Raw genomic sequence first — 25,720 nt, 5'->3', positions numbered from 1 at the left:
TGTCTCTATAAGCTAATTTAAAGGGATAAGTTTATCAGCAAGTGGATTTTTTAACTTTTGGGTTTTGGATAGAAAAGGTAAATAGTGGTCCGCCACTTGTTGTTCTGCTTCTAAAATAGGCATATGTCCAACATTATTTAAAATAACAGGCGTTTCGGCACGCTTCAATAAAGATTGTAATTCATTTGCCGCTTCCACATTAATAATTTTATCTTGCTTGCCCCAAAGAATGAGCGTGGGGGCTTCAATGGTTCGTGTCAGTCGAGCAAAGGATTCCGGGGTATAAATACGACTTAGGGTGATTAATTGATCAATCATTTTACGGGATTGCAATGATTGAGAGATCAGTATTTTTTCTTGGGCTTTTTTAAAATAAATGGGTAAATCCGGTGGATTCTGCATGACTTGAGCCATGACATCGTCTAAATCCCCCGGTTTGGACACAATCAGATGCTTTAAAAAATAAGGGTCTTTGGTATAGGCAGTATTGGCCTGTTTATAGATGCCTGCACTATTAAGTAAAAAAAGACTTTGCGTATCAAATGGATATTGTGATGCGTAAACAGTTGCAATTGAGCCACCTAGCGAGTGACCTGCAATATTCAGCTTGTCCTCCACATCAAGGGCTTCAACAAAACGGCGCAAGCGTTCCGTGACATTGGGAATAGACAGATCAAAATTATCCGCAACTTTGGTTTCACCATTGCCTGGAAGGTCTGGAATAATTACGTGATAATAGGGGGTTAAAAAATGTGCCACACCATTCCAGTTGTCCCGATTTCCCGCCAAGCCATGAATAAGCAATACCGCAGGTTTATTGCTGGAGCCACCTTCACTGTAGCTCCAGGTAATATCATCAATTTTAATCGTTTTACTGCGTAAGCCGGCCGCACTACGCTCTTTCACTAAATAATTTTCGAATGAAGGTTGAGCAACGAAGATTTTTTTATTTATAGTTGCATGAGAAAAAAGCGGCACACTGATTGAAATGGCTAAGCAGGCCATCTGCAAACAGCGGGATAAAGTCGAGTGAGGCTGTGTCATTGATCATTATCCTTATGTGTAAATGACGGTCATTTTTCTAACTTACCCTTTAAAAATCATCTGATTTTGACTGCATTTTATTTTTTTTAAAATGTCTGTATTTTATTGTAAGTATTATTGTAGAAATGTCACTTAATTGTTTCTTGAAGTCCGTTACGTGAAGCTATAAAAGTGTGCACCAGATCAAATTTATGAGCGAAATAAAATATTTTGTAACTTTGTTATTAATTAATCAGCTATTCTTTTTGCAAGTGACATTCCAATTTCATCGCATTAAAATATTGCAACTTCAAACATTGGAAGACCAGCATGCTAACAGCAGAAGAAGCTTTAGATCGTTTAAAAAAAGGGAACCAGCGTTTTGTATCAGGGGAAACGACACACCCCAAACAACTGTCACATCAGCAAAGGGCAGAGATGGCAGAAAATCAAAATCCCTTTGCCATCGTCTTGGGCTGTTCAGATTCTCGTGTTCCTGCGGAAATGGTATTTGACCAGGGTCTAGGCGATTTATTTGTGATCCGTGTGGCAGGGAATGTGGTTGCACCCTCACAGGTAGGCAGCGTGGAATTTGCTGCAGAACGTTATGATTGCGCTGTTGTGATTGTACTCGGACATAGTCATTGTGGCGCTATTCAAGCGACCATTGATACCTTAATGAATCCGGATCATCCACCCTCATTAAATCTGATGTCTATTGTAAACCGTGTTCGCCCATCGGTTGAGACATTGATGCAAACTGAATTGAAAAACGATTTATCTAAACTGTCGAAACATGCAGTTCGTTCTAATGTCTTTGCCTCGGTAAATCAGCTGCGCCATGGTTCTGCAGTTTTAGAATGCCTGATTGCCAAAGGGCAGTTGAAAATTGTTGGTGCAGAATACTCTCTAGAAACGGGTGAAGTTTTGTTTTTTGATTTTTAAAATTGAATCAAGCTTCAAATCGAACAAAAGGCGCTTTATAAAGCGCCTTTTATATAGGGATAGGCATTGTTCAGTAAAATGCTTTGTGCGCTGGCATTCGGGTGAACTAAATCCTGTTGCATCAAGTTTTTCTTGCCTGCAATTCCTTCTAAAAAGAATGGCATCAATTTTACTTTATATTGTTGACTCACAATCTGGTAATTTTTTTCAAAGGCCTTGCTATAAGCTGTACCGTAATTCGGTGGGATTTTCATTCCAAAAACAATCACTGTGGCTTTAGCTTGCTGACTTTGTTGAATGAGATGAGCCAGGTTCTTTTGAATCAATAGCGGGGATTGACCCCGTAAACCATCATTTCCACCTAACTCAATCACTACAATATGCGGTTTATGGATTTGCAATAATTTAGGCAAGCGCGCCAAAGCACCGCTGGTGGTTTCACCACTGACACTGGCATTGACCACTTTATGTTGTTTCGGATACTGTTGCTCTAAACGTTTTTGTAATAAATGCACCCAACCTTGCTGTGCCTGAATTCCATAACCCGCGCTAATACTGTCACCCAGAATCATAATGGTTTTAGCAGACACCACGACTGGAGCAAGACACAGGCTGAACATCGCCAAGCAAGCAAATACACGAGTTCTTAAATTGCGATTTTGCATATAGGGATTTTATGACCCAAGTTACGAGCGACCCTTCCATCATGCCACAAGTGATTATTTCTGCCCAGCAACTGACACAAAAGATAAAACTTGTACAAAAAGAACTGTGCATTTTTGAAAATTTAAACTTTGAAATCCAGACGGGTGAACAAGTGGCTATTACCGGACGTTCAGGTTCAGGAAAATCGACCTTGCTTGGAATTTTAGCCACTCTGGATCAAGCCAGCTCAGGGCAATTGGTGGTGTGTGGAGAGTCTGTCGCTGAATTAAATGAAGAACAGCGTGCGTTGGTACGTTTAAAATATATCGGTTTTGTATTTCAGTCTTTCCAGTTATTGCCGCATTTAACAGCAGTAGAAAACGTGATGTTACCGCTGCGCTTACAGAACAATTTTAATTTTGCAGCTGCTGAGAAAAAGGCATTGGCCCTACTTAAAAAAGTCGGTTTAGAACGTCAGGCGACCCAAACTCCCAAAGTGCTGTCGGGGGGCGAACAACAGCGTGTGGCCATTGCGCGTGCTTTAATTAGCGACCCGAAAATCATTTTCGCAGATGAGCCTACAGGTAACCTAGACACACAAACCGCCAGTGAAATTGAGCAATTGTTATTTCAGCTGAACCGTGAATTTGGGACGACCTTAGTTTTGGTAACCCATAATCCAAAACTGGCCGAGCAATGTCAGCGACATTTTGAATTGCTGGATGGTCGTCTAATTGAACATCGTAACGGTGAGGGCTGAAATGAATCCACTCTTTCGACCTTTACTGACCCAGAGTTTTAAAAGTACAGGCGTTTACTTACTGATCATTGCTCTAACTTTGGCGATCAGTGCGACTACGGCACTAAAGTTTAGTAATGAACAAATCCAAAATGCCGTAGCATTACAGGCTGCTGAAATGCTGGCAGGCGATTTGGTCCTGAGCGACAATCAGCCGCTTGAACACAAGTGGCACGACAAAGCCAACCAGTTATCCCTACAACAATCTGAAGTCACCACCTTCAGTTCGATGGCGCATACCCATGAGCAATTTGTCATGGTCAATGTGAAAGCCATTGATGATGCCTTTCCTTTGCGCGGAGAAATTCGGGTTGCGTCCCCAGCAAAGAAAATTCAGCCAGGAGAGGTTTGGCTCAGTAATCGTGCCATGGATTTGTTGCATGTCAAAGTCGGGGATAGCCTTAATATTGCCGATGGAACTTTTAAGGTCACTGCTGAAATTGAACATGATTCCAATCAGGAACTGGGCTTTTCCGGCTTTTCACCTACGGTGATTATTTCCCAAGCCGATGTTGCGCGTACCAATGCCATTCAAATTGGCAGTCGGGTTGAATACCGTTTATTGATGGCAGGGTCTGCCCAACACACCAAACAGTTTGAACAAGATTTCAACCAGCTGCATGGGTCTGCTCAAAGCAAAATAGACAATGAACAGAATAGTCTAAAGTTACGTAATGCCAGTGAAGGCAATACCCGTTTAATGAAGCCGGTTGCCAATCTAGATACATTCCTACAACTTGCCAATATTTTGACCATTTTACTGTGCGGCATTGCGATTGCCTTAACCAGTCAGCGTTATGTGCAGCAAAATCAGGATAATATTGCGCTAATGCGCTGTATTGGTGCCACAAAAAATCAAATTCTGAGTGCATATCTGACTTTGTTGGGTGTGGTGTTAATTGTCGCAATGGCGATTGGTAGTCTGGCAGGGGTAGGGCTTGGCTATGGTTTATTGCAATTGATGCTAAAACTGATTCCACATCTGCAAATTCAGTTTTCTGCCTTGGATATGCTGCTTGGTCCCTTACCGATTGCCATGCTGACCAGTGCCGTGGTGTTGCTGGGCTTTATCGTGCCAAGTTTATGGCAATTACTGAATACACCCCCTATTCGGGTGATTCGCCAACAAGAAAAATCTGTGCAGTCTATGCTGTGGATGTTGCTGATGGGCACAGCCAGTCTGGTGCTGTTTAGTGTGGTACTAACTGAAAATATTGTGCTTACTGCCTGGGTCATAGGTGCAATGATTATCTTGTGTACTGTGCTTTATATGATCATTTGGGGCTGCTTAAAATTAATTAAAAGCCTGAAATGGTCCATTTCAGCCTATGTCCGCGCGCCTTATCAAACCGCTTTTCAAATTACTGCTTTGGCACTGGGTCTCAGTTTAATTACGGTGTTAGCTGTATTGCGAACGGACTTACTTGAGCGCTGGCAGCAACAATTACCCGAAGGTACGCCGAATCAATTTGTTTATGGTTTGCCAACGTTTGATATGCCTTCATTCAAAGCTCAGATTGAGCAACATAGGTGGCCAAGCACACCTTTATATCCCAATATTCGTGGGCGATTGGTGGCAAAGAATGATCAACCTTTTCCCAATGAATTGCTGGAAAACAATAACTCGTTACGCCGTGAACTCAATTTAACCCAAACCTCCGAATATCCTGCGGACAATAAAATCGTACAGGGAACTTCAGCATTGAGTCATGTCGGTGATGTGTCTGTTGAAGTGAAAACTGCAGAAGAACTGGGCATTAAAATAGGCGATCGACTGACTTTTAGTTTGCCTGAAGGATTAGTTCAAGCCAAAGTCATTAACTTGCGTAGTGTGGAATGGGAAAGTTTTAGTCCGAATTTTTTCTTTATTTTTGCACCCAAAACCATGGATGAAAATGCGGGCAGTTATTTGGGCAGTTTTTATGTGCCCGAACAGAATAAAAAACAACTGGTTTCCGTGATTCAGCAATTTTCCAATACGGTTTTTATTGATGTCAGTTTGATTCTGGATGAAGTGAAACGCGTGGTGAATGTGCTGGTGCAAATTATTACCATACTCGCGCTATTGGTCAGTGTCTCTGGCATTTTGGTTTTAATTGCCTGTTTGAACCTGTTGATGGATGAACGCAAACGTGAGGTGGCTTTATTGCGCTCATTTGGCAGTTCTAAACAAAAATTAAAACAGATGATGACTGTAGAGATCGGCTTTATTGGATTTATGGCAGGTGTAGTTTCATGCTTCTTTGCAGAAGTGATTAGTGCGATTGCCAGCTATAAAATGAATTTACTGATTCAGGCACATTGGGAGATCTGGCTGATTTTACCCATTTTAATGACCGTGGTGTGTGCCTTGATTGGACGCTATCGCTTGAGTTATTTGTGTGATATTCCACCATTACAAAGTTTGCGCGAGATGAATCATTAAACAACTCATCTCAACTCAATAATAGCGCTTAACCGGGTAGTTTATTCACCTTAAAAATTCAGCTGTGCGCGCATGGCTGCAAGGATTTGACGCCAAACAGGTTCAAGGATTTGAACCTGTTGCATGCAGTAATCATAAAATACATAGCAGCTTACTACACCGACAACTAAACCTAGAGTAAAGCCTAAATTAGGTTTATGCACCCGTTGTCCAAGATACCAAATAGCAGCCAATACGGCACCCATCAGCAGGCCGCCAATATGGGCAGCATTGTTAATACCAGGCATTGTGAAGCCAATGAACAGGTTAATTCCCATGACCATGACCAAGGTTTTTTTATCTAAAATAAAGCGTTGTTTTGGTAAGATGGGTAATAAAGACAAAACCGTTAATGCACCACCAATCCCCATGACTGCGCCAGAAGCACCGGCGCTGACGGTTGGAAAAAGTTTGGGATCATTGGTTTGCAGCAGTTCAAAGGTATTTTGAATATCGATAAAGCCACTGAGCAAACTTCCCATCAGGCCTGCAAGAATATATAAACCCAAATAATAGAAGCGGCCAAAAAGCTGTTCAGCCACACTGCCGAAAATATAGAGTGCCCACATATTGAGCATTAAATGGATCAAACCAAAATGAAAAAACATGCTGCTAAACAGGCGAGTGGGTTCCTCTAAAAAGGTTAAAGGTGCATAATCAGCTCCCCAACGAATAGCATCGACCAGACTTGGGCTGGTAATATTGACCCCGGTAAGCACTTGCCAGAGAAATAAAGCGACATTGATGGCAATAAAAAGTGCAGTCAGCCACCAAAGGTGAACCTCGAGTTTACTTTGAATGGAAGGAGGTGAAAGTTCAGCCATGCTATTCTTTTATAATCTTTGCTATATTCAGCGATAAGCTTAGCACGAAAAAACAGATATTTTGGAGTAACTCACTGACATGAAAGCTTTTATTGTTCGTAGTTTGTTAATACTTGTCAGTTTGGTGCTTTTAGTACAACTTTGGATTTTTTCAAGTCTGGTGTGGTGGCGCACCCATTCGGTTGACACTACCATGATGATGCGTCTGGATTATTGGTCCGAACCCTCTAAACCGATCAAACATCAATGGCGCGACTACGATCAAATCAGTGACTATCTCAAACATGCTGTGGTCGCCGCGGAAGACGGTAAGTTTCTCCAGCATCATGGTTTTGACTGGGCAGGCATGCAATTTGCCTTGGAGCGTAATAAAGACAAAGGCAAAGTGGTTGCAGGCGGTTCAACCATTTCACAGCAATTGGCCAAAAATCTATTTTTATATAACAAGCGTTCATTTCTGCGTAAAGGTCAAGAAGCTGTTGCAACATGGATGATGGAGCGCGTCTGGACCAAACAGCGTATTTTGGAAGTGTATTTAAACTCGGTTGAATTTGGTGACAATATTTATGGTGTGGAAGCCGCAACCCAGCATTATTTTGGCAAAAGCGCGAGAAGTCTAACCCGTGAACAAGCAGCCTTCCTGGCGGCCATTTTACCCAATCCAAAATATTACCAAGACCACCGTGATGACCGAAAATTAAAATACCGCAAACGGATGATTCAGAAATATATGCGTTATAGCAATATTCCTTAATGAAACAGTGTAATAAAAAGCCCAAATTTTTTGGGCTTTTTTTATGAAATTGTCATAATTTTGAAGCATACTGATCAAGATACGGATCACATTCGAAGAAGCACAGGTTAGGTATGAATACTGCAGCAGGCTTATCTCCTACACAAACAGAATATACATATAACGATCGCTACATTAATCGTGAACTTTCTATTTTAGATTTTCATCTTCGTGTATTAGAACAGGCGGTTGACCCACTGCATCCTTTACTTGAGCGCATGAATTTCCTGCTTATTTTCTCACGTAATCTGGACGAGTTTTTTGAAATCCGATTTGCGGGACTGATGGAACAGCTCGATTTAGGCAATGAAAGCCATAGTCCGGATGGTTTAACCCCCAAACAGGTTTTAGAGATTATTTCTAAAAGGGCCCATGCTGCCATCGAACGCCAGTACCGTATTTTAAATGAAGAAATTCTGCCCAAACTGCGTGAAGAAGATATCTGTTTTTTACGCCGTGGAGAACTCACGCCTGCTCAATCGGCTTGGGTTAAGAAGTATTTCCAAGAGCAAGTGGCGCCGGTACTGACTCCGATTAGCCTGGATCCGGCTCATCCATTTCCACGTTTGGTCAACAAAAGCTTAAACTTTATTGTGACGTTAGAAGGTAAAGATGCCTTTGGTCGTCAAATTGATTTGGCGGTTGTGCCAGCGCCGCGTTCACTGCCACGTGTAGTGCGTTTACCGGATGAATTGACTGACGGTAAAGAGCATCATGTGATGTTGTCTGCCATTATTCATGAGCATGTTTCAGATTTATTCCCCGGCATGACCGCTACAGGCTGTTATCAGTTCCGAGTGACGCGTAATGCAGATTTGGCTTTAAATGAAGATGTCGAAGATTTGGCCAAGGCTTTAAAAGGGGAGTTGAATTCGCGCCGTTTCGGCCGTGCAGTGCGTCTGGAAGTGACTCAAAATTGCCCTGAACATATTTATAACTATTTGCTGGATGAATTTGATCTGGAAAAAGATCAACTTTATAAGGTCGATGGTCCGGTGAATCTTGCCCGTTTATTGTCAAATTTTAAACGTCCACATTTACGTTATGATTCACATACACCGATCATTCCAAAAATTCTAAAGAAGTCGGAAAATATTTTCTCTGCTATGCAGAAGCAGGATATTTTATTACATCATCCATTTGAATCATTTGCACCCGTGATTAATTTGTTACGTGAGGCAGCACGTGATCCACAAGTGCTTGCGATCAAGCAAACCTTATACCGCAGTGGACCGGATTCTGAAATTGTTCAAGTGCTTGCAGAAGCGGCACGAAATGGGAAAGAAGTCACAGCAGTAATTGAATTACGTGCGCGTTTCGATGAAGAATCGAATATTGAAGTCGCAAATGTACTGCAAGAAGCCGGCGCTGTAGTGGTGTACGGCATTGTCGGCTACAAAACCCATGCCAAAATGATTCTGGTGGTGCGCCGTGAGAACAATAAGCTAGTGCGTTATGTGCATTTAGGTACAGGTAACTATCATGCAGGCAATGCCCGTATTTATACTGACTACGGCTTGCTGACCACAGATAAAGAGTTGTGTGAAGATGTGCATCGCATTTTTCAGGAATTAACGGGTATGGGTAAAATGGCGAAGCTGAAAAAACTTCTGCATGCACCATTTACTCTACATGCGCAACTGATCAATTTTATTGATGAAGAAATTGCTAATGCTAAAGCAGGCAAGCCCGCACAAATTATTGTCAAAGTAAATGCCTTAACTGAAAGGCAGCTGATCAACAAGTTATATGAAGCCTCACAAGCGGGTGTAAAAATTGATTTAATTATTCGCTCAATTTGCTGTTTACGTCCTGGTTTACCGGGGCTTTCAGAAAATATTCGTGTGCGTTCAATTGTCGGGCGTTTTCTGGAACATACCCGGGTTTACTATTTTGGTAATAATGGTAACGCGCGGATTTACTGTTCAAGTGCCGACTGGATGGATCGTAATTTGTTTAATCGTGTTGAAGCCTGTTTTCCAATTGAAGATCCAGCCCTGAAAAAACGGATTTATCAGCAAGGTTTACTGACGTATTTGAAAGACAATCAGCAAGCATGGTTGTTGCAAGGAGATGGAAACTGGGTTCGTGCACAGGTTGCAGAAGGCCAAGAACCGCATAATGCACAAAGAATATTATTGGATATCATCAAATAATTCCTTCAACTTTCAAAGAAGAAATAAAGGAGTCTCTGGACTCCTTTATTTTTATACAACAGAAATATTGAAAATAAAAAATCCAACTTTCTAAGCATGCAATTTTCCTGTAAGTGTTTTTAATAGAGCCTTCAATTTTTTGAAGAGAAGTCGAAGTCTGTTCTGTGACATGCGGTAGGTTAAAATCCACTGATACCAAATTTAGAATTTTATATTTGATTGCGCTAAAACATGATGGATCGGCGCTCTACCGTACAGAATACCTTTAATGTTATTTAATAAGTCTGTCTCAGTATTTACATAAAAAATAATCCTGCGCACTGTCTAAATAGCCTTTAACAGTAAAGAGGTCTATGGTTGGCCAGGATCATTATCCTGCTCGTATCGGAAGAGAAATTTTGAGTTGCTTGATAAATGTAAGCGTTGCTGTTTGATTGAGGGATAATCTATCGAAATCAGGTTGGGCAAATGTGGTTATGATAAGTAGTCAGCTTCAATAAGATGAGTCATGCTCATCATTAATTCTGTAGGATAGCCGCCTAATCCAATGAAGAATGTTTCTAATACAGGGTTAAAAGCGGATTGATTCTCTATTAATAGGACGGGAACAGGCAATACCAATTCATCGGCTAGACTATTCTCATACGGGTTTCGATTTTATTGAGCAACTTCATTATATAAACTTATAAAAGTCCTAAGCTAAGAATTAGCTAATTGATGAAATTAAATTAAGCTTATATAGAATAATAATCAAAAAATAATTTATGGTATACGATTGAATTAAATTGTTTTTAAAATTATTGAATCATTCATATCTTAGCTCATCCAAATACGAGACATTATATTTTAATTTCAAAATGAGTTTAGCGTAGGGAGTAAACTTTTTTCTTTAAACAAAGAACTTATTGTTTTTAGATTAAATGTTCGAATTTATTTAAGTAAAATATTGGCTAGGAAAAGAATGGGGCAATAAAAAAAGGAGCAACTGCTCCTTTTAGTTTATCGCTTTTTTAATGAAGATTTTGGGTGATTTTTTGCAAGATTTGCAATAACACATCAAATTCACTTTGCAATGGCGTACTTTTACGGGTGATCAAAGCTAACGTACGACTTGGTGCAGCTTCAATAGATTTCACCACTAAATCTGAATTCGCTTTAATCATATTGGTATGAATGGCAATTTCAGGAAGTAGAGTAAAGCCTAAATCCGCAGAGACCATTTCAACTAACGTAGGTAATGAACTGGCTTTTAAGCGATGATCATTTTTACGTTCACCAATTGGACATGCACTTAAAGTATGATTACGTAAGCAATGACCTTCTTCTAGCAAGACTAAACGGGATAAATCTAAGTCATCCAGCGATTTTGCTGTGTTGGCATTTTGGTCGTTTTTGTGACAGACCAAATACAAATCTTCTTTGGCGATTTCAGCAACTTTTAAACCTCGAGTGTCAAAAGGAAGTGCCAAAACAATCATGTCAAGATTGCCATGTTCCAGTTTTTCAACAATTTTTTCACTTTGCGCTTCATGCAAATGCAATTGAATTTTAGGCAGTTGCTTATGCACTTCATCAAGCAGTTTCGATAAAATGAAAGGTGCAATAGTAGGAATAATGCCTAAATGCAAATCACCCGTTAAAGGTTCACTCATTTCACGACTTAAACGCATCAAGTCTTGAGCATCTGCCAATAGAACACGGGCTCGAGCCACAACCTGTTCTCCAAGCGGAGTTAAACGTACATTTTGGCGGTCACGTTCAACGAGGACTCCACCTAACAAACGCTCTAACTCCATGATCCCGCCTGACAAAGTCGATTGGGTCACAAATGAACGGCGCGCAGCTTCAGTAAAATGTAGCGTTTCAGACAGTGTTACGAGGTATGACAGCTGTCTTAAAGAGGGTAATGCAGCCATAGTGTCCTAATGTTTTAATTTAAAGTGATCAGCAAATAATCCGCTAAGATATGGAATAAAATGCGGAGGCATATCATGCCCCATTCCATCAATTAATTCAAACTTAGCATCTGTAATTGCCTTTGCAACTGCTTTGCCATGGCTTGGTGGCAGTAAACGATCACGAGAGCCATGTACCACAAGGGTAGGTTGCTGAATTTGCTTACTCAATTGTAGCAAAGAACCGGTACATAATATTGCTAAAAATTGTTGAAGTACACCCGCTGGATAATAACTTCGTTGATATAGTTTACGTGCGGTCTGAATAATCTCGATTTGGTTGATATATCCAGGTGAGCCAATGATGTTAAATACTTTCACGCTATGATTGACGATACCTTCTTCATCCGTAGACTCAGGCCGGCCAATCAGGCTAAAAAGCTGTTTTGGAAAAGGCGGAGGTAAGAGCGGCTGATTATTACTGGTGAACATTAAACCGAGATTGCTGACTTTTTCAGGATGCTTGGCTGCCAGAATTTGTGCAATCATGCCGCCCATGGATGCGCCAATTACAGAGACTTGTTCTAGTCCTAAATGCTCAATCAATAAGGCCGCATCTTCCGCCATATCATACAGATTATAAGGCGCACCTTGATTTTGTAAGCCCAGTGCAAAACGTCCCATCAGTTTTAAGGTATTGAGCCGTGGCCCTGAATGCCGAATTTTTGATGAAAGCCCAATATCGCGGTTATCGAAACGAATAACCCGATAACCTTGATCAATCAGGGATTTACAGAAAAAATCTGGCCAAAACAACATTTGCGCACCCAAACCCATAATCAGCATGATCGCAGGATGTTCAGGATCTCCACCCATTTCAACATGCAGCTCTATTCCATTGCTTAAAGTCACTTTGGTTTCGTGCATAAAAGAAGTATAGGGTGAGCCTGTAAAATTAAGTGCGCTATGATTCATTGTTATTTTCCCAAAAAAGGACATTTTGCTTAAAAAATGTCCTTACTATTAAACCCTTAAACAGCTACAGGAATCAAGTCAGGTACCAGTTTAGTTAGACTTAGACGTTGTTTTGCTGCGGTCGCGCCCAATAAAACAAAACCACGCAAGGTGTTTTGACCATCTAGAGCTTTAGCAATCATGCCATCTTCAAGTTCTTCGGTCTCCCAATTGACATCCACACCCACTGGTGCTGGAAGTACCGTGAGGGGAGCGGCTGGGGTTTTGACGGCAACAGGCATCGCTGGATAATGAACATGGGTTTGTTCACCATTCAAGGTTTTCGCTAGAGCGCGTGCTTGTTGCATAATCGGCATGACGTAAGGCAACAGTAAACCATTGACTTCTGCACAGTCGCCAATCGCGTAAATATCTGCCTGATTGGTTTCTAAATGACCATTGGTCAAAATGCCGCGACTACAATCAATATTCGCGGCTTTTGCCAACTCCAAATTCGGTTGTAAGCCAATCGCTGAAAGTACAATGTGTGCAACAACAGACTGACCATTGGCTAAAGTAATCTGATAGTCACCCTTTTCAACTTTAATTACTTTTTCAACCGTTGTGCCCAAGACAAAGTGAATGCCAATAGCTTCAAGTTTTTCTTGGAACGAAGCGGCAACGTAGTCAGGAATGAGACGTCCCAAAGGTTGGGCAGCCAAATCAATCACTGTCACTTGGTGTTCTGTATTTTGCAAGTCATTGGCAAATTCACAGCCAATCAGACCTGCACCTAAAATGACCACGCGTTTATCGTGATGTTGATCCAGGTTTTTGCGGAATGCTTTGTAGTCATCCAAATTGTTGACCACATGAATGTCATCACTGCCATCGCCAGCAATCGCCAGACGAACCGGGTTTGCACCTACAGCTAGAACCAGTTTTGAATAGGGTTGAGTGATTTGTTGTCCATCTTTTTCTAAAATGAGTTGATGCTGTTCAGCTTGAATTTCTTTAACCCGAGTATGCGCTTCAATACGCATCTTCAGTTGATCACTCATTTTGCTGGCATCACCTAAAGCAATTTGCTCAGGTGCTTTTTTTCCGGCTAAAGCATTAGACAGCGTGGGTTTAGCATAGTTTACCGCATCATCTGCACAAATCATGACCAGTTCATGCTCGGGATTTAGCTTACGAAACTCACGTGCTGCGGTATATCCTGCCATACCCGAACCAATGATGACGATAGGATGCATAGTTTTCTCCAAACTGTTTTCTATAAGACGTAAAAAAAGACCATTCACTATGGTCTTTGATATCAATTGTTAGATTTCAACCATTTCAAAATCAACTTTTGATACACCACAGTCCGGACATGTCCAATCATCTGGGATATCTTCCCATTTTGTACCTGCGACAATACCATCTTGTGGCCAACCTTCAGCTTCGTCATAAATCCATCCACAAACGATGCATTGATACTTTTTCATTTGACTCTCCAAAACACTGACTTTTTAAGAAGTGAAGTCAGTAAAATTCCATATACAGCATGACTCTAGTAATATGACTTTCATTGTACATATTCAACCAAATTTTTACGCAGTTCTAGCCTTAATGTAAAGCAAATATGCGAGTTTAATCAGTGAATTTGAAACCAGAATTGCAGAGCAGGACAAAACTTGTCATAGAAATACGTAATTATGGTTTCTGTCTAACAATTTAAACAGGGTATGAATTTTAAAAAGTGCATAAATCAGAATGAGATAGAGAAGCTCAAGAAATGACTTTATGAGTTAAACGTCAGGTTTAGACTAAGGTCGGGGAGAAGAAATAGACAAAGTTTGTTAATTTAAGATCAGATAAATCTATATTTAATATTTATTAAAAAAATGAACATAATTAAATCAATGGCTTATAATTTTTTAGCAGGTGTTGCTGGATGGTAAGCATGATCATTTACTGGCCATGAACCTGATAAAGCGTTAAAATTACCTATCCTCTTCTAAATTACTTTTCTCCCATGAGCAATTTGTCTACAATTTTGTGGTCTCACATTCGTACTGTCCAAGATTTCCCTAAACCGGGTATTTGCTTCTTCGATTTAACCCCTTTGTTTATGAGCAATATTGAACCGTTAACCGATGCTTTAATTGCCAGTATTCCTGTTGAAAAACTGGAACAAGTAGACAGTTTTGTTGCTGTAGAAGCGCGTGGTTTTGTACTTGCAAGTTTATTGGCTCAGCGTTTAGGCAAAGGCTTGTTACTGGTGCGTAAAGCAGGAAAATTGCCACCACCGGTTGTGGGCGTAGGTTATAGCTTAGAATATGGTATGGACCGTTTGGAAATGTCTGCAAACATCCAACCGCAAAAAATTATTATTGTAGATGATGTATTGGCAACAGGCGGTACTTTAAAAGCGGTGAAACAGCTGGTCAATAAATGTAACCATGAAATTTTGGGAGCGAGCATTTTCCTCGATTTACCCGATTTACATAATGATTTAGGTTTAGAAGTTTGGTCAGTGTTGGATGATAAATCTCAGCCAGAACAAGCAGTCGCTTAATTGATGTTATGTCCTAAAAAAGCCTTGGTTTAACCAAGGCTTTTTTATTTTTTCAGAAAATGCGTTTGCATGTGCTGAATTAATTCATTTATGTTTTCTGGACTCGCTAAGCGATGATGGCCGCCTTCTAAGGCTTGAACAATCATATAAGGTTCGAGCTGTTCTTGAACAGCATACATATCCAGTATTTCGTCACCTAATTCCAAATAGGCAATTTGAGCAATGTCATGTTCCAGATCATCTTCATTAATTGGGGGGTAGTCTTCGCGAAAGTTTGGACTAAGACTCGGATTGGCAATAACCGTTGGAATTTTACACAAGGCTGACATTTTTAAGGCCCAATACGCGCCCAAGCTATGTCCGACCAGTATTTCCGGTTTAATTTTGGCAATAATATCGCGATAAAAATCGGCAACGGTTTGAAAATTTAGATTGCGATAATCTATATCGATGCAATATTTCTGATTGGCATCAATGGCATGGAATTTTGTCGATTCACGAGAGGAATCGAGTCCATGTAAAAATAAGATTTTCGAAGTACATGTATTCATTGTTTGATCGTTCAGACTGTCTTTAATCACAAAGATAGAAAGGGTTGAATAGTTTAGTTTTCAACTATTTTGCTTGAATTTATTGTAGGTGACTGTGCCAGAGAAACAACTTAGCTTTTGGTCTAAGACACTCATTAGACCAAATAGAATAAAACAGCTTACAAAATAAATTATTGATTAAAAATATTCGGTTATAAATATTTTGGGCTGAATTGATATTTAAGTAACAAATGATTTATTTGCTGAAAAAATAAAGATGGATAATTTTAAAGGTAGACGATGACTTTAGGGAGCAAAGCTATGGAAATTTTAAAATATGAAATTTTGATTGCTGCAACGCCAGAAAAAGTTTGGCAGGTTTTATGGAATCCTGAAACGTATATGCAATGGACACAATATTTTTCACCTGGTTCATCCATGCATTCCGACTGGACCGTCAATGGTAAAACGGTATTCTTAGATGCCAATGGGGAAGGCATGGTATCAACAATTACTGAACTTGATGAATTTAAAAGCGTGACCTTTAAACACTTGGGAATGTTGCAAGACGGCCTTGAAGATCTAGATAGCGAAGAAGTTAAACAATGGAGCGGTGTCTTAGAAAAATATGAGCTTAAAGATTTTAATGGCCAAACAATATTGGGTGTGGAGCTAGAAACCTCTAAAGATCATGTGGAATTGATGAATAATGGATTAAAGCGAGGATTTGAAATCGTTAAGCAATTAGCTGAAGCTTAAAATATGAATTAAGGAATTTGGGTTTAGTAAATCAATGCTTTTGTTTGGCAATAAGTCATACGAAATTTTACTAAATCTGCTATGCTATGCAACTTCCGTTTTTTACACATATTCGAGGCAGAGATGACGCAACATAACGCTCAATCGACTTCTGAACAACACATTTCCGAAAACGATTTAATTGCACAGCGTCATGCCAAGTTAAAGCATATTGAAGCACATGCTAAGGAAAAGGGAATCAGCCCTTGGCCCAATACATTTAAGCGTGAACATTATGCTCAAGATCTACAAGAACAATTTGCTGACAAGTCTAAAGAAGAAATTGAAGCAGATGATCGCGTCTATGTAAAAGTTGCAGGTCGTGTGATGCTGAACCGAGGTTCATTCCTGGTGATTCAGGATATGACTGGCCGTATTCAACTGTATGTTGCACGTAAAGAATTAGATCCAGAAGTCGTTGCTACCATCAAAGGTTTAGACCTGGGTGATATTATTGCGGTTGAAGGTTATATCGGTCGTTCGGGTAAAGGTGATCTTTATGTTCACATTGAACATTTTGAGCTTTTAACTAAATCACTTCGTCCACTTCCAGATAAATTCCACGGTTTAAATGACACCGAAGTCAAATATCGTAAGCGTTATCTTGATTTGATGGTGAATGAAGAAACACGTAAAACTTTTGAAATCCGTGCCAAAGTGGTTTCGGGGATGCGTGCGTATTTAGCCAATGAACGCTTCATGGAAGTTGAAACGCCAATGATGCATGTGATTCCAGGTGGGGCTTCAGCGCGTCCATTTGAAACACATCATAATGCACTAGATATGCCATTGTACTTACGTATTGCGCCTGAGCTTTACTTAAAACGTCTGGTGGTAGGTGGTTTTGAACGTGTGTTCGAAATTAACCGTAACTTTCGTAATGAAGGGATTTCGACACGTCATAATCCAGAATTTACCATGATCGAATTCTATCAAGCCTATGCCGATTACAAAGACTTGATGGCTTTGACTGAAAATATGCTTGAAAAATTAGCGATTGATATTTTGGGCTCTACTGATGTGCCTTATCAAGGTGAAGTCTTCAGCTTCAAAGGCCCATTCAAGAAAATCTCGATGTTTGATGCGATTCTTGAACATAACCCGCAACTCACAGCAGAAAATGTTTCTGATCGTGAGTTCTTGGCTAAATTTATTCAGGAAGAATTGAAAGAACAGGTAAAACCAGGTTTTGGTCTGGGTAGACTTCAAACCATCGTATTTGAAGAAACGGTAGAAACTAAACTTCGCCAGCCAACTTTCATTACAGAATACCCAGCAGAAACTTCGCCGCTTGCACGCCGTAATGACACCAATTCACACATTACAGACCGTTTTGAGTTCTTTATTGGTGGTCGTGAATTGGCCAATGGTTTCTCGGAATTAAATGACCCGATTGACCAGGCTGAACGTTTTCAAGCGCAAGTTGCAGAGAAAGATGCAGGTGATGATGAAGCGATGCATTACGATGCAGACTTCATTGAAGCACTGGAATATGGTCTTCCTCCAACAGCAGGTCAAGGTATTGGTATTGACCGCTTGGTCATGTTATTTGCTGATGCAGCAAGTATTCGTGATGTGATTTTATTCCCGCATATGCGTCATAAAAACTAAGTTGTGAATATCAAAAAACCCGCTTTAGAGCGGGTTTTTTTATGGATAATTATAACCACACTAAACTATAAATATTGGAAATAAGGCTTAAAGAAAATAAGGTGCCTATAGGGTTAAGGCTTTATAATATAAATAAAATTTTTGTTGAAAATACTATTTATAGCAATGATGATGAGTGCATCACCAACAATTTTTGCTCAGGGACGTGTTTTAAATGAGGATCATTTGAGAACAGATATAAACCGATTAAATCAGCAGGCCTTCATCGTTATTCACATCAGTATCTCAACTTGGCCAATGAATGAGGACGAGATTCAGCGTGCAATTGTTTTGGCAAAAAAAATCAGATAATACACAACAGAAAGTCATTGATTCAGTTCAAGCTGCAATTAAAGCGGATAATAATAACTTTAAAATAAGTTTATTTGCTGAATCGGATTAAAAGAATATCCCGCACACATTTGGAGATAAGCAAAAATCACAATATCAAGCTGCCTTAGCGTTTAATACTGGTGGTGGGAGCGGGGATGCAAAAAATTGTGTAAATGGGGAGGGAGATTTACAAATTGATAATGATCAAGATATAAGTGTCGAGGGTTTTTGTATAGCTGCAAATAAAGAACCCCGTAGATGTAGGATTTTTTTATCTGAGCTTATTTTTAAATATGGATTAAATAATCAAAGTTATGTACTAATTTTCAAATTTTTTATAAGAAAGATTTTAGACAAAAAAATACGCAATGATTGGGGTGATCACTGCGTAGAACAACGAATCTGTTTGCACAGTTTCGGTTAAGGAGAATGTTAGAACTCTAATGAGCTCTAAGCACTAAAAGTATAATAAAATGAATGATCAGTCATTTCATGAGGTTTTCAGTTAAGTTGTGTAAATTCAGGTTAATAACTATTGGTTAGTGTGATTTATTGCTCATTATTTTAGCATAAAAAAGCCCTTCTTTATAAGAAAGGCTATTTGTTTAGATCAGTTGCTTTAGAAGTGGAAAACCCCTAAGCCCGATTTAATTTCGTCCAGGGTTTGCTGGGTAATATCGCGGCATTTATCAGTACCGGTTTTTAAAATATCCATGATGTAGTCCGGATCTTTTGCCAGTTCCATACGACGTTCGCGAATGGGCGTAATTAATTCCTTTAAAACCCCTTCAAGACGTTTTTTCACCGTACCATCACCTAAACCACCACGACGATAATGAGCTTTTAACTCTTCAAGTTCTTCTTTATTAGTATCGAAAGCATCGAGGTAAGTAAATACCACGTTACCTTCAACCTGACCCGGATCTTCAACACGAAGATGATTCGGGTCAGTATACATCGCATTGACTGCTTTTTTGATGTCTTTATCCGAAGCATCTAACACAATGGTATTGCCCAAAGATTTAGACATTTTTGCTTTACCATCAAAACCAGGTAAACGGCCTACATTTGAAAGCAGCGCTTTACATTCAGGCAAAATCTCATAGCCAATTTGACGATTCAGGCGACGGACAATTTCGTTGGTTTGTTCAATCATGGGAATCTGATCTTCACCCACAGGAACTACTGTCGCTTTAAAAGCGGTAATGTCAGCTGCTTGTGCTACAGGGTAACAAAGGAAACCTGCAGGAATATCACGTTCAAAACCCCGCATCTGAATTTCAGATTTAATGGTTGGATTGCGCTCTAAGCGTGACACCGTGACAAAATTCAAATACAACATGGTCAGTTCATTCAATGCCGGTAAACAGGATTGAACACAGATCGTTGTTTTGGTTGGGTCAATACCCACAGCTAAATAGTCAGTCGCCACTTCAATAATATTACGACGTACTTTTTCAAAGTTATCTGCGTTATCGGTTAAAGCTTGAGCATCAGCAAGGAGGAGATGTTGATGGTGAGAATCTTGTAGCCCTACTCGTGAACGTAAAGAACCTACAAAATGACCTAAATGAAGTTGTCCAGTTGGGCGGTCGCCAGTCAAAATAACAGGACGCTTGTCTTGATTACTCATTATCTATCTATTCCAAAGTAGTTAGCACTACATTTATATGCCGATGAATTTGCCATATTGTACGGCATAATGTTTTTGAATGTCAGACGCAATGAAAACAGAACATAGAAAAAAATAAGAATAATTTAATGAAGTTGATACAGTTTTTTTAACTATTTCTATTTAAGATATTGAATAGTAACTTTAAGGATAAAAATAATGGCGAGTAGCTTATTAATATTATTAGATGATATTGCCACTGTTTTAGATGACGTTGCTGTCATGAGCAAAGTAGCGGCAAAAAAAACTGCAGGAGTGTTGGGAGATGATTTGGCACTCAATGCCCAACAGGTGAGCGGTGTACGTTCTGAGCGTGAACTTCCGGTAGTTTGGAGCGTTGCCAAAGGTTCTTTTGTTAATAAGCTAATTCTTGTTCCTTTAGCTTTACTGATTAGTGTGGTTGCTCCTTGGCTGATTACCCCTTTATTAATGATTGGAGGGTTATTTCTATGTTATGAAGGGGTGGAAAAAGTGCTGCACAGTTTGCAGCATAAAAAAGCCAAAACTAAAGAAGCTGCTGAAGCGGAATTTACTGCCATTGAAACCGACTTGGCAAAGTTCGAGAAAGACAAAGTCAAAGGTGCGATTCGTACCGACTTTATTTTATCAGCCGAAATTGTGGTGATTTCACTGGGTACGGTTGCTACCGCTGCTTTTGGTACCAAAGTTCTCGTGCTGTCAGTTATCGCCATTTTAATGACAGTAGGTGTTTATGGCTTTGTAGCCATGATTGTAAAAATTGATGATCTGGGATTGTATTTAACCAAACAGACATCTCATCTAAAGCAAAGTATAGGTAATGGTTTGCTGGCTTTTGCACCTAAACTAATGAAGACCCTGACCATTGTTGGAACAATTGCCATGTTTTTGGTGGGGGGCGGTATTATTACTCATGCTATTCCGCAATTACACCATTTTACTGAAGATTCAGTCGATCAAATTCAGCATATTCCTACGGTCGGCAATATTATTGGTTCACTTACTCCGACTTTAATCAACCTTGCTATCGGTTTTGTAGCTGGTTTACTGGTTTTTGTAGTGATTACAACAATCCAAAAGTTTTGGCCAAAATCAAAGCAGGCATAATCAGAAAACTCGCTAAAATTAATTAAAGCATACTAGAAGGAATATCATTATGCGCTGGAAAGGACGTCGTGTAAGTACCAATGTCGAGGACCGTCGTGGTGGAGCTGGTGCGAAAGCAGGTGGTATTAGTATTTTAGGACTTGTGGTTGCGTTCGTAGCCTGGAAATTTTTTGGCGTTGACCCGCAGCAAGCTTATCAAGCCACCAAACAGGTGACCTCACAATCACAATTGGCTGAAACCAGAGGCTTGGATAATCCAACTCCAGAACAGCAAGAAGCCATGGATTTTGTTGGCACAGTGTTGGCGGATACCGAAGATACCTGGACTCAGGTATTTCAGCAGCAACTGAATAGCCAATATGTGGCACCTAAATTGGTGATGTTTAGTGGGGTGGTGAATTCAGGCTGTGGTACAGCACAATCTGCGATGGGACCTTTTTATTGTCCAACAGATCAAAAAGTCTATATCGATACGGCCTTCTTTAAAGATATGCGTCAGCAAATGGGGATTTCCGGTGAACAGAACAGCACTGAATTATCCCGCCAAGATCAGGCCGGCGATTTTGCTCAAGCCTATGTGGTTGCGCATGAAGTGGGACATCATCTTCAAACCCTGTTAGGCATTTCAGATCAGGTGCAAAAAGCACGTGCTCAATCTAGTCAAGTTCAGGGTAATCAACTCTCTGTGCGTCAGGAATTACAGGCGGACTGCTTTGCCGGAATTTGGGCCAATCATAATCAGCAACGTACCCAATTCCTGGAACAAGGCGATATTGAAGAAGCGATGGATGCAGCGCACAAAATTGGAGATGACTATTTACAGAAACGTTCCACAGGACAGGTTGTACCAGACAGCTTTACCCATGGTAGTAGCGAACAGCGCATGAAATGGTTTCAAACTGGTTTGAAATCGGGAAATATCAATGATTGCGATACCTTCAATCAAGCTATTTAAAGTGATTAAAAAAGAGGATTCCATATCCTCTTTTTTATTGGGCTTGTTAACGCGTTAAAAAATTTTTAAAGTTGCGGAGAATCCGAATGGAGACATACAGTGCCGCTAGTGCAAATAGAAGGATGCTAAAAACAATGTATTTTAAACTAGCAATGTCCACCTGATAAAATTGCTGAATTTGTTGCTTGGAATAAGACCATTGTTGCTGCTTTTGGGTACGGCTGTCTTGATAAGTAATATTTTCAATATAATGCTGCTGACCCACTTTTAATAAATCGAGCTGCTGGATTTGTCGGGTATGTGACTGGTTATATTCATCGGTACAAATATTTTGCAGATAATGGATGCAGTTTAATTTAGCAATATAACCATTTTGGGCAATCAAAATAAAAATCGCTTGATCGGGGCGTTTATTATTGGAAACCAAAACCAATTGCTCTTGAGCGCTCGACTTGAGTGAAATATGTTTGGCTTGCTGGAACTGCTGATCTGCTTGCAAAATTTCTTTGATTTTAGAATAGGCACTGAAAAATAAAGCCAAGGTAATGAGAAAAATGACAACTGCAAAAAAAAGTCGAAAGATGGTTTTCACTGTTTGATGCATGAATAAATTCAACTTAATGTGGAGATTAAAAAAAGTGTGGCTACACTAAACGCTGAGATGTTTGTCTATATTAAATCATTGCTAAAAATATGTAAAAAAACTTAACTATTTTGTTTGCTCTACAAAAAATCGTTAAACTGATTCAGTTCATAAATGTTATCTAATGAATTATTTTACTGGGAAATAGTTGGATAAATTCGCTTTATTCCAATGAATCGCTAAAATTGGAACCTTAATGGGAAATTTCTTTTTTCTTCAAGTCTTTACTGTCATTTTTGCACTTTCTATTGCCACGACAATTTTTAATAAACGTATTCTGGGTTTCCCGCAAGCGATTGGTGTACCGATTGTGTCGGCGATTTTTGTGTTTATTTTACAATGGGGCGCAAGTTTACTCAGCGGTAATCAGTTTATAACAATTAATATTCACAATATTGAAGAAGCGGTTCGTCATATTGATTTTTATGACTTTTTAATTAATGGGGTAATTTGTTTTATTCTGACCTCTTCAGCTTTAAAATTTAAAGTATCCGATTTAAAAAGCCATTGGAAGCCGATTAGTATTTTGGCCAGTATTGCTCTGGTACTTTGTGCAGTCTTTTTTGGCATGACTTTATATGGCTATCAATTCCTGATAGGTAAGCATGTCGACATACTGGTTCTGCTGTTATTAGGCGCTGCGCTTGGTGCAACTGACCCGATTGGGGTGAAAGGTGTTTTAAGTTCAGTGCGTGCTCCTCATCATCTGATTGTGAAACTCGAAGGGGAGTCACTGTTTAATGATGCCATGTGTATCGCTGTATTCATGACTTTGTTGAATGTATTGCAGGGTGAACACTTTACTATTCTTGGCACTTTAGAAACCTTGCTCTACGAAATCGTGGTGGCGGTCATTATTGGCTGGGCCTTTGGTCTGGGAATTTTAAGATTGCTTCGTGGTAAACATGAAATGGAGTCTTTAATTCTAACTACGGCATTACTGGCCTGTGGCTCGTATCTGGTTGCCCTATTTGCACATGCTTCTGCACCTATTGCCTGCGTCATTGGTGGCTTAGTGGTGGGGAATAAATGGAAAGAAATTCTGCAAGAACGTGAAATTCGTGAAGTTAACCATTTTTGGCATACTGTCGAAGGCATTATCAATTCATTCCTGTTTACGCTGATTGGTCTGGAACTGTTTATTTTAGATTTAAGCATTAGTCTCATTTTAGGCGGTATTGTTGCCTTTATTATTTTGCATGCTTCGCGCTTTGCTGCTAACTATCTGTCGTTTGCATTTTTCCCGAGTTTTAGAAACAAAAGTTATAACGGCAGTCTGGCTATATTATCTTGGGGCGGGGTGCGCGGAGGAATTTCGCTTGCCTTGATTCTGGCAGTAGCCAATATTCCGCAGTTAAGCGAATATAGCAGTATCTTAATTGGTTATACCTTTATTGCAGTATTACTTTCTGGTCTGGTTTGTGGCCTCGGTTTACCCGCCGTTATGAATGCGTTCTATTACAACCCGAATGAAGAAACGACGGGTTTTAAAGGTTGGTATCAACGCATGTGTCATAAAATGAACAAGAAAGGCTTTCAGTATATTGTGGGTGAAGACGCCAATGGTAATGAAACTATTACAGTATATAACCCAGATGCCTTAATTGATGAAAAAGCTGAAGATGGGGTTGCTGTGATGCATAATCCGGAAAAGGTACAGGCTGTGAAACGCTTGGAAAGTCCAGATAATTTCTAATCGTTAACGCTGATAAAAAAAGCCTTTTAAAAGGTTTTTTTATGTTCACAAGTTTAAATTGGATAATTGAAGGACGATCTATGCCACAACATTCAAGTCGTTCTAGTGATGAATTAGCCCGTCAAATTTTGCAGGTGGTGGCTCTCATTCCTTATGGGAAAGTGGCCTCGTACGGACAAATTGCAAAGATGGCAGGATTGCCCAAACATGCACGTTTAGTAGGATATGTTTTAAAGCATTTGGAGGCAGATGCAGAAATTCCTTGGCATAGAGTGATTAATTCGCAAGGAAAAATTAGCCTAAGTAAGCTTGATCATCATGGTGACAATATTCAACGCTTAAAATTATTGGAAGAAGGAGTGATGGTGATTGGAGACAAGATTAATTTAAAACAATATCAATGGATAAATGAGTAATAATAGTAATAAATGCTTAGGAGTTAGCGATTTCCCACCTTTAGACAGAGATGGGAAAGGCCAAGATCATTATTATTCACGCACAATCAGTACAGGAATATGGGATTCACCCAACAGGCTTTGTGCGACACTGCCGAGGAAAAGTTTTTTGAAGCCAGTACGACCATGTGAACCAATGATAATCAGGTCTGCATGATTCTCTTCGGCAGCTTTGACAATTTCACGATGAACCACTTGTCCTTCCAGTAGTTTGGTTTCTACTTCAATGCCTTGTTCATGAAATTTTGCTTTTGCAGCATCAAGGGATTCAATAATTGCGGTACGGGCGCGTTCGATTAAATCATTGGTTTGATTGGCAGAGATATATTCCGCTGCAATGTAAGGGTCAAGTGATAAAACTTGTACCACTGTAACTTTGCTGCCAAATGCTTTCGCAAATTCAGCTGCTTTTGCTACCGCTGCATATGCAGTTTCTGAACCGTCAACTGGAACTAAAATATTATGATATGACATGTGTTTCTCCTTATAATCTTTACTTGCACGGATGCTTTTAACACTATGATTTATGGTTTATAAAAACAATTTACACTCCAATACTAGCTGTATTCCTGATGGAATAAAACCTAGTAATTTCATAGGGATAATTAACTCCGCTAAATATTTTTATAAGTTAATCTAACATGGATTGGATAGAAAATTAGTAGGTTTAAAACTAAAGTCTGATGAAATTGTAAGCAGATTTTTAATTTGAAATTATATGTAAAAATATAGGCAAACTGACTTTGAGAATTGTCATATCATAAGTGTATTAAATTATTAATAATGAAGTAGAAATGACTGAAAATAAAGCAATTGAATTGGCAGCATGATAATTTTGAAA

At 39.6% G+C, this 25,720-nt stretch carries 23 protein-coding genes and 1 pseudogene; 13 read left to right on the top strand and 11 right to left on the bottom strand.

Features of this window, described 5'->3' with window-relative positions; genetic code table 11:
* Nucleotides 1-12 precede the first annotated feature (12 nt).
* Nucleotides 13-1,044 carry an alpha/beta fold hydrolase gene (locus tag AC3CAU_RS14085; RefSeq protein WP_424621086.1) on the bottom strand — a complete coding sequence of 344 codons (1,032 nt, stop codon included), beginning with the start codon at nucleotides 1,042-1,044 and terminating at the stop codon, nucleotides 13-15.
* Nucleotides 1,045-1,353: 309 nt separating this feature from the next.
* On the opposite strand from AC3CAU_RS14085, the gene AC3CAU_RS14080 reads away from it, so the two are divergent.
* Complete coding sequence (locus tag AC3CAU_RS14080; RefSeq protein ID WP_131215524.1) at nucleotides 1,354-1,968, top strand: carbonic anhydrase; 615 nt, start codon at nucleotides 1,354-1,356, stop codon at nucleotides 1,966-1,968.
* A gap of 35 nt (nucleotides 1,969-2,003) precedes the next feature.
* Here the strand turns inward: AC3CAU_RS14080 and AC3CAU_RS14075 are convergent, their stop codons facing one another.
* Complete coding sequence (locus AC3CAU_RS14075; RefSeq protein ID WP_447054331.1) at nucleotides 2,004-2,588, bottom strand: arylesterase; 585 nt, start codon at nucleotides 2,586-2,588, stop codon at nucleotides 2,004-2,006.
* Nucleotides 2,589-2,644: 56 nt separating this feature from the next.
* Between AC3CAU_RS14075 and AC3CAU_RS14070 the strand changes: the two genes are divergently transcribed.
* Together AC3CAU_RS14070 and AC3CAU_RS14065 are read left to right on the top strand one after the other, a co-directional pair.
* Nucleotides 2,645-3,373 carry an ABC transporter ATP-binding protein gene (locus AC3CAU_RS14070; RefSeq protein ID WP_131215520.1) on the top strand — a complete coding sequence of 243 codons (729 nt, stop codon included), beginning with the start codon at nucleotides 2,645-2,647 and terminating at the stop codon, nucleotides 3,371-3,373.
* Nucleotide 3,374: 1 nt separating this feature from the next.
* Entirely contained in the window at nucleotides 3,375-5,837 is a 2,463-nt protein-coding gene (locus AC3CAU_RS14065; protein WP_447053449.1) for an ABC transporter permease, read from the top strand.
* 50 nt (nucleotides 5,838-5,887) lie between these two features.
* On the opposite strand, the gene AC3CAU_RS14060 is transcribed toward AC3CAU_RS14065, so the two are convergent.
* Complete coding sequence (locus AC3CAU_RS14060) at nucleotides 5,888-6,700, bottom strand: rhomboid family intramembrane serine protease (RefSeq protein WP_447053448.1); 813 nt, start codon at nucleotides 6,698-6,700, stop codon at nucleotides 5,888-5,890.
* 79 nt (nucleotides 6,701-6,779) lie between these two features.
* Between AC3CAU_RS14060 and mtgA the strand changes: the two genes are divergently transcribed.
* Together mtgA and ppk1 are read left to right on the top strand one after the other, a co-directional pair.
* On the top strand, nucleotides 6,780-7,454 hold the full coding sequence (gene mtgA, locus AC3CAU_RS14055; RefSeq protein ID WP_370984544.1) for a monofunctional biosynthetic peptidoglycan transglycosylase: 675 nt from the start codon (nucleotides 6,780-6,782) through the stop codon (nucleotides 7,452-7,454).
* A gap of 113 nt (nucleotides 7,455-7,567) precedes the next feature.
* Nucleotides 7,568-9,649, top strand: coding sequence for a polyphosphate kinase 1 (ppk1, locus tag AC3CAU_RS14050; protein WP_447053447.1), 2,082 nt, complete (start codon nucleotides 7,568-7,570; stop codon nucleotides 9,647-9,649).
* A gap of 1,010 nt (nucleotides 9,650-10,659) precedes the next feature.
* On the opposite strand, the gene oxyR is transcribed toward ppk1, so the two are convergent.
* From oxyR to rubA, 4 genes are all read right to left on the bottom strand, one after another.
* The gene (gene oxyR / locus AC3CAU_RS14045) at nucleotides 10,660-11,565 is read right to left on the bottom strand and encodes a LysR family transcriptional regulator OxyR (protein ID WP_447053446.1); all 906 of its coding nucleotides are present in this window, start codon (nucleotides 11,563-11,565) and stop codon (nucleotides 10,660-10,662) included.
* A 6-nt stretch (nucleotides 11,566-11,571) separates the two neighbouring features.
* Nucleotides 11,572-12,519 (bottom strand): esterase EstB, encoded by a 948-nt coding sequence (gene estB / locus AC3CAU_RS14040; protein ID WP_131215508.1) that lies wholly within the window; start codon nucleotides 12,517-12,519, stop codon nucleotides 11,572-11,574.
* Between the two features lie 56 nt (nucleotides 12,520-12,575).
* Nucleotides 12,576-13,754, bottom strand: a complete 1,179-nt coding sequence (locus tag AC3CAU_RS14035; protein ID WP_447053445.1) for an NAD(P)/FAD-dependent oxidoreductase — start codon at nucleotides 13,752-13,754, stop codon at nucleotides 12,576-12,578.
* Nucleotides 13,755-13,823: 69 nt separating this feature from the next.
* Nucleotides 13,824-13,988 (bottom strand): rubredoxin RubA, encoded by a 165-nt coding sequence (rubA, locus tag AC3CAU_RS14030; RefSeq protein WP_005179369.1) that lies wholly within the window; start codon nucleotides 13,986-13,988, stop codon nucleotides 13,824-13,826.
* Nucleotides 13,989-14,518: 530 nt separating this feature from the next.
* On the opposite strand from rubA, the gene AC3CAU_RS14025 reads away from it, so the two are divergent.
* Entirely contained in the window at nucleotides 14,519-15,061 is a 543-nt protein-coding gene (locus tag AC3CAU_RS14025) for an adenine phosphoribosyltransferase (protein ID WP_131215504.1), read from the top strand.
* A 44-nt stretch (nucleotides 15,062-15,105) separates the two neighbouring features.
* Here AC3CAU_RS14025 and AC3CAU_RS14020 read toward each other — a convergent pair whose 3' ends face one another.
* Nucleotides 15,106-15,612, bottom strand: coding sequence for a YqiA/YcfP family alpha/beta fold hydrolase (locus tag AC3CAU_RS14020; protein WP_131215502.1), 507 nt, complete (start codon nucleotides 15,610-15,612; stop codon nucleotides 15,106-15,108).
* Nucleotides 15,613-15,912: 300 nt separating this feature from the next.
* Between AC3CAU_RS14020 and AC3CAU_RS14015 the strand changes: the two genes are divergently transcribed.
* The 3 genes and pseudogenes from AC3CAU_RS14015 to AC3CAU_RS14005 all read left to right on the top strand — a co-directional run.
* Nucleotides 15,913-16,350, top strand: coding sequence for an SRPBCC family protein (locus AC3CAU_RS14015; RefSeq protein WP_131215500.1), 438 nt, complete (start codon nucleotides 15,913-15,915; stop codon nucleotides 16,348-16,350).
* A gap of 123 nt (nucleotides 16,351-16,473) precedes the next feature.
* Complete coding sequence (lysS, locus tag AC3CAU_RS14010) at nucleotides 16,474-18,000, top strand: lysine--tRNA ligase (protein WP_131215498.1); 1,527 nt, start codon at nucleotides 16,474-16,476, stop codon at nucleotides 17,998-18,000.
* Nucleotides 18,001-18,165: 165 nt separating this feature from the next.
* Nucleotides 18,166-18,610: pseudogene (locus AC3CAU_RS14005) on the top strand (capsule assembly Wzi family protein); the annotation flags it as partial.
* A 381-nt stretch (nucleotides 18,611-18,991) separates the two neighbouring features.
* Here AC3CAU_RS14005 and trpS read toward each other — a convergent pair.
* Nucleotides 18,992-20,005 (bottom strand): tryptophan--tRNA ligase, encoded by a 1,014-nt coding sequence (gene trpS / locus AC3CAU_RS14000; RefSeq protein WP_447053444.1) that lies wholly within the window; start codon nucleotides 20,003-20,005, stop codon nucleotides 18,992-18,994.
* Nucleotides 20,006-20,203: 198 nt separating this feature from the next.
* On the opposite strand from trpS, the gene AC3CAU_RS13995 reads away from it, so the two are divergent.
* Together AC3CAU_RS13995 and ypfJ are read left to right on the top strand one after the other, a co-directional pair.
* Nucleotides 20,204-21,130: a DUF808 domain-containing protein gene (locus AC3CAU_RS13995; RefSeq protein WP_131215494.1), complete on the top strand. Its 927-nt coding sequence runs from the start codon at nucleotides 20,204-20,206 to the stop codon at nucleotides 21,128-21,130.
* 49 nt (nucleotides 21,131-21,179) lie between these two features.
* Entirely contained in the window at nucleotides 21,180-22,085 is a 906-nt protein-coding gene (gene ypfJ, locus AC3CAU_RS13990) for a KPN_02809 family neutral zinc metallopeptidase (protein ID WP_424619747.1), read from the top strand.
* 46 nt (nucleotides 22,086-22,131) lie between these two features.
* On the opposite strand, the gene AC3CAU_RS13985 is transcribed toward ypfJ, so the two are convergent.
* A complete protein-coding gene (locus AC3CAU_RS13985; RefSeq protein WP_131215483.1) occupies nucleotides 22,132-22,689 on the bottom strand; it encodes a hypothetical protein in 558 nt (185 codons plus the stop codon).
* A gap of 235 nt (nucleotides 22,690-22,924) precedes the next feature.
* Here AC3CAU_RS13985 and AC3CAU_RS13980 point away from each other — a divergent pair, with 235 nt between their 5' ends.
* Both AC3CAU_RS13980 and AC3CAU_RS13975 read left to right on the top strand, forming a co-directional pair.
* Nucleotides 22,925-24,424, top strand: coding sequence for a cation:proton antiporter (locus AC3CAU_RS13980; protein WP_131215481.1), 1,500 nt, complete (start codon nucleotides 22,925-22,927; stop codon nucleotides 24,422-24,424).
* An 80-nt stretch (nucleotides 24,425-24,504) separates the two neighbouring features.
* On the top strand, nucleotides 24,505-24,840 hold the full coding sequence (locus tag AC3CAU_RS13975) for an MGMT family protein (RefSeq protein WP_131215479.1): 336 nt from the start codon (nucleotides 24,505-24,507) through the stop codon (nucleotides 24,838-24,840).
* 72 nt (nucleotides 24,841-24,912) lie between these two features.
* Here the strand turns inward: AC3CAU_RS13975 and AC3CAU_RS13970 are convergent, their stop codons facing one another.
* Entirely contained in the window at nucleotides 24,913-25,353 is a 441-nt protein-coding gene (locus AC3CAU_RS13970) for a universal stress protein (RefSeq protein ID WP_131215477.1), read from the bottom strand.
* Between the last annotated feature and the right edge of the window lie 367 nt (nucleotides 25,354-25,720).

It is taken from the genome of Acinetobacter sp. GG23 (assembly GCF_057766365.1).
The sequence above is the reverse complement of the archived record's forward strand: the minus strand, read 5'-3'. Positions and strand labels throughout refer to the sequence as shown.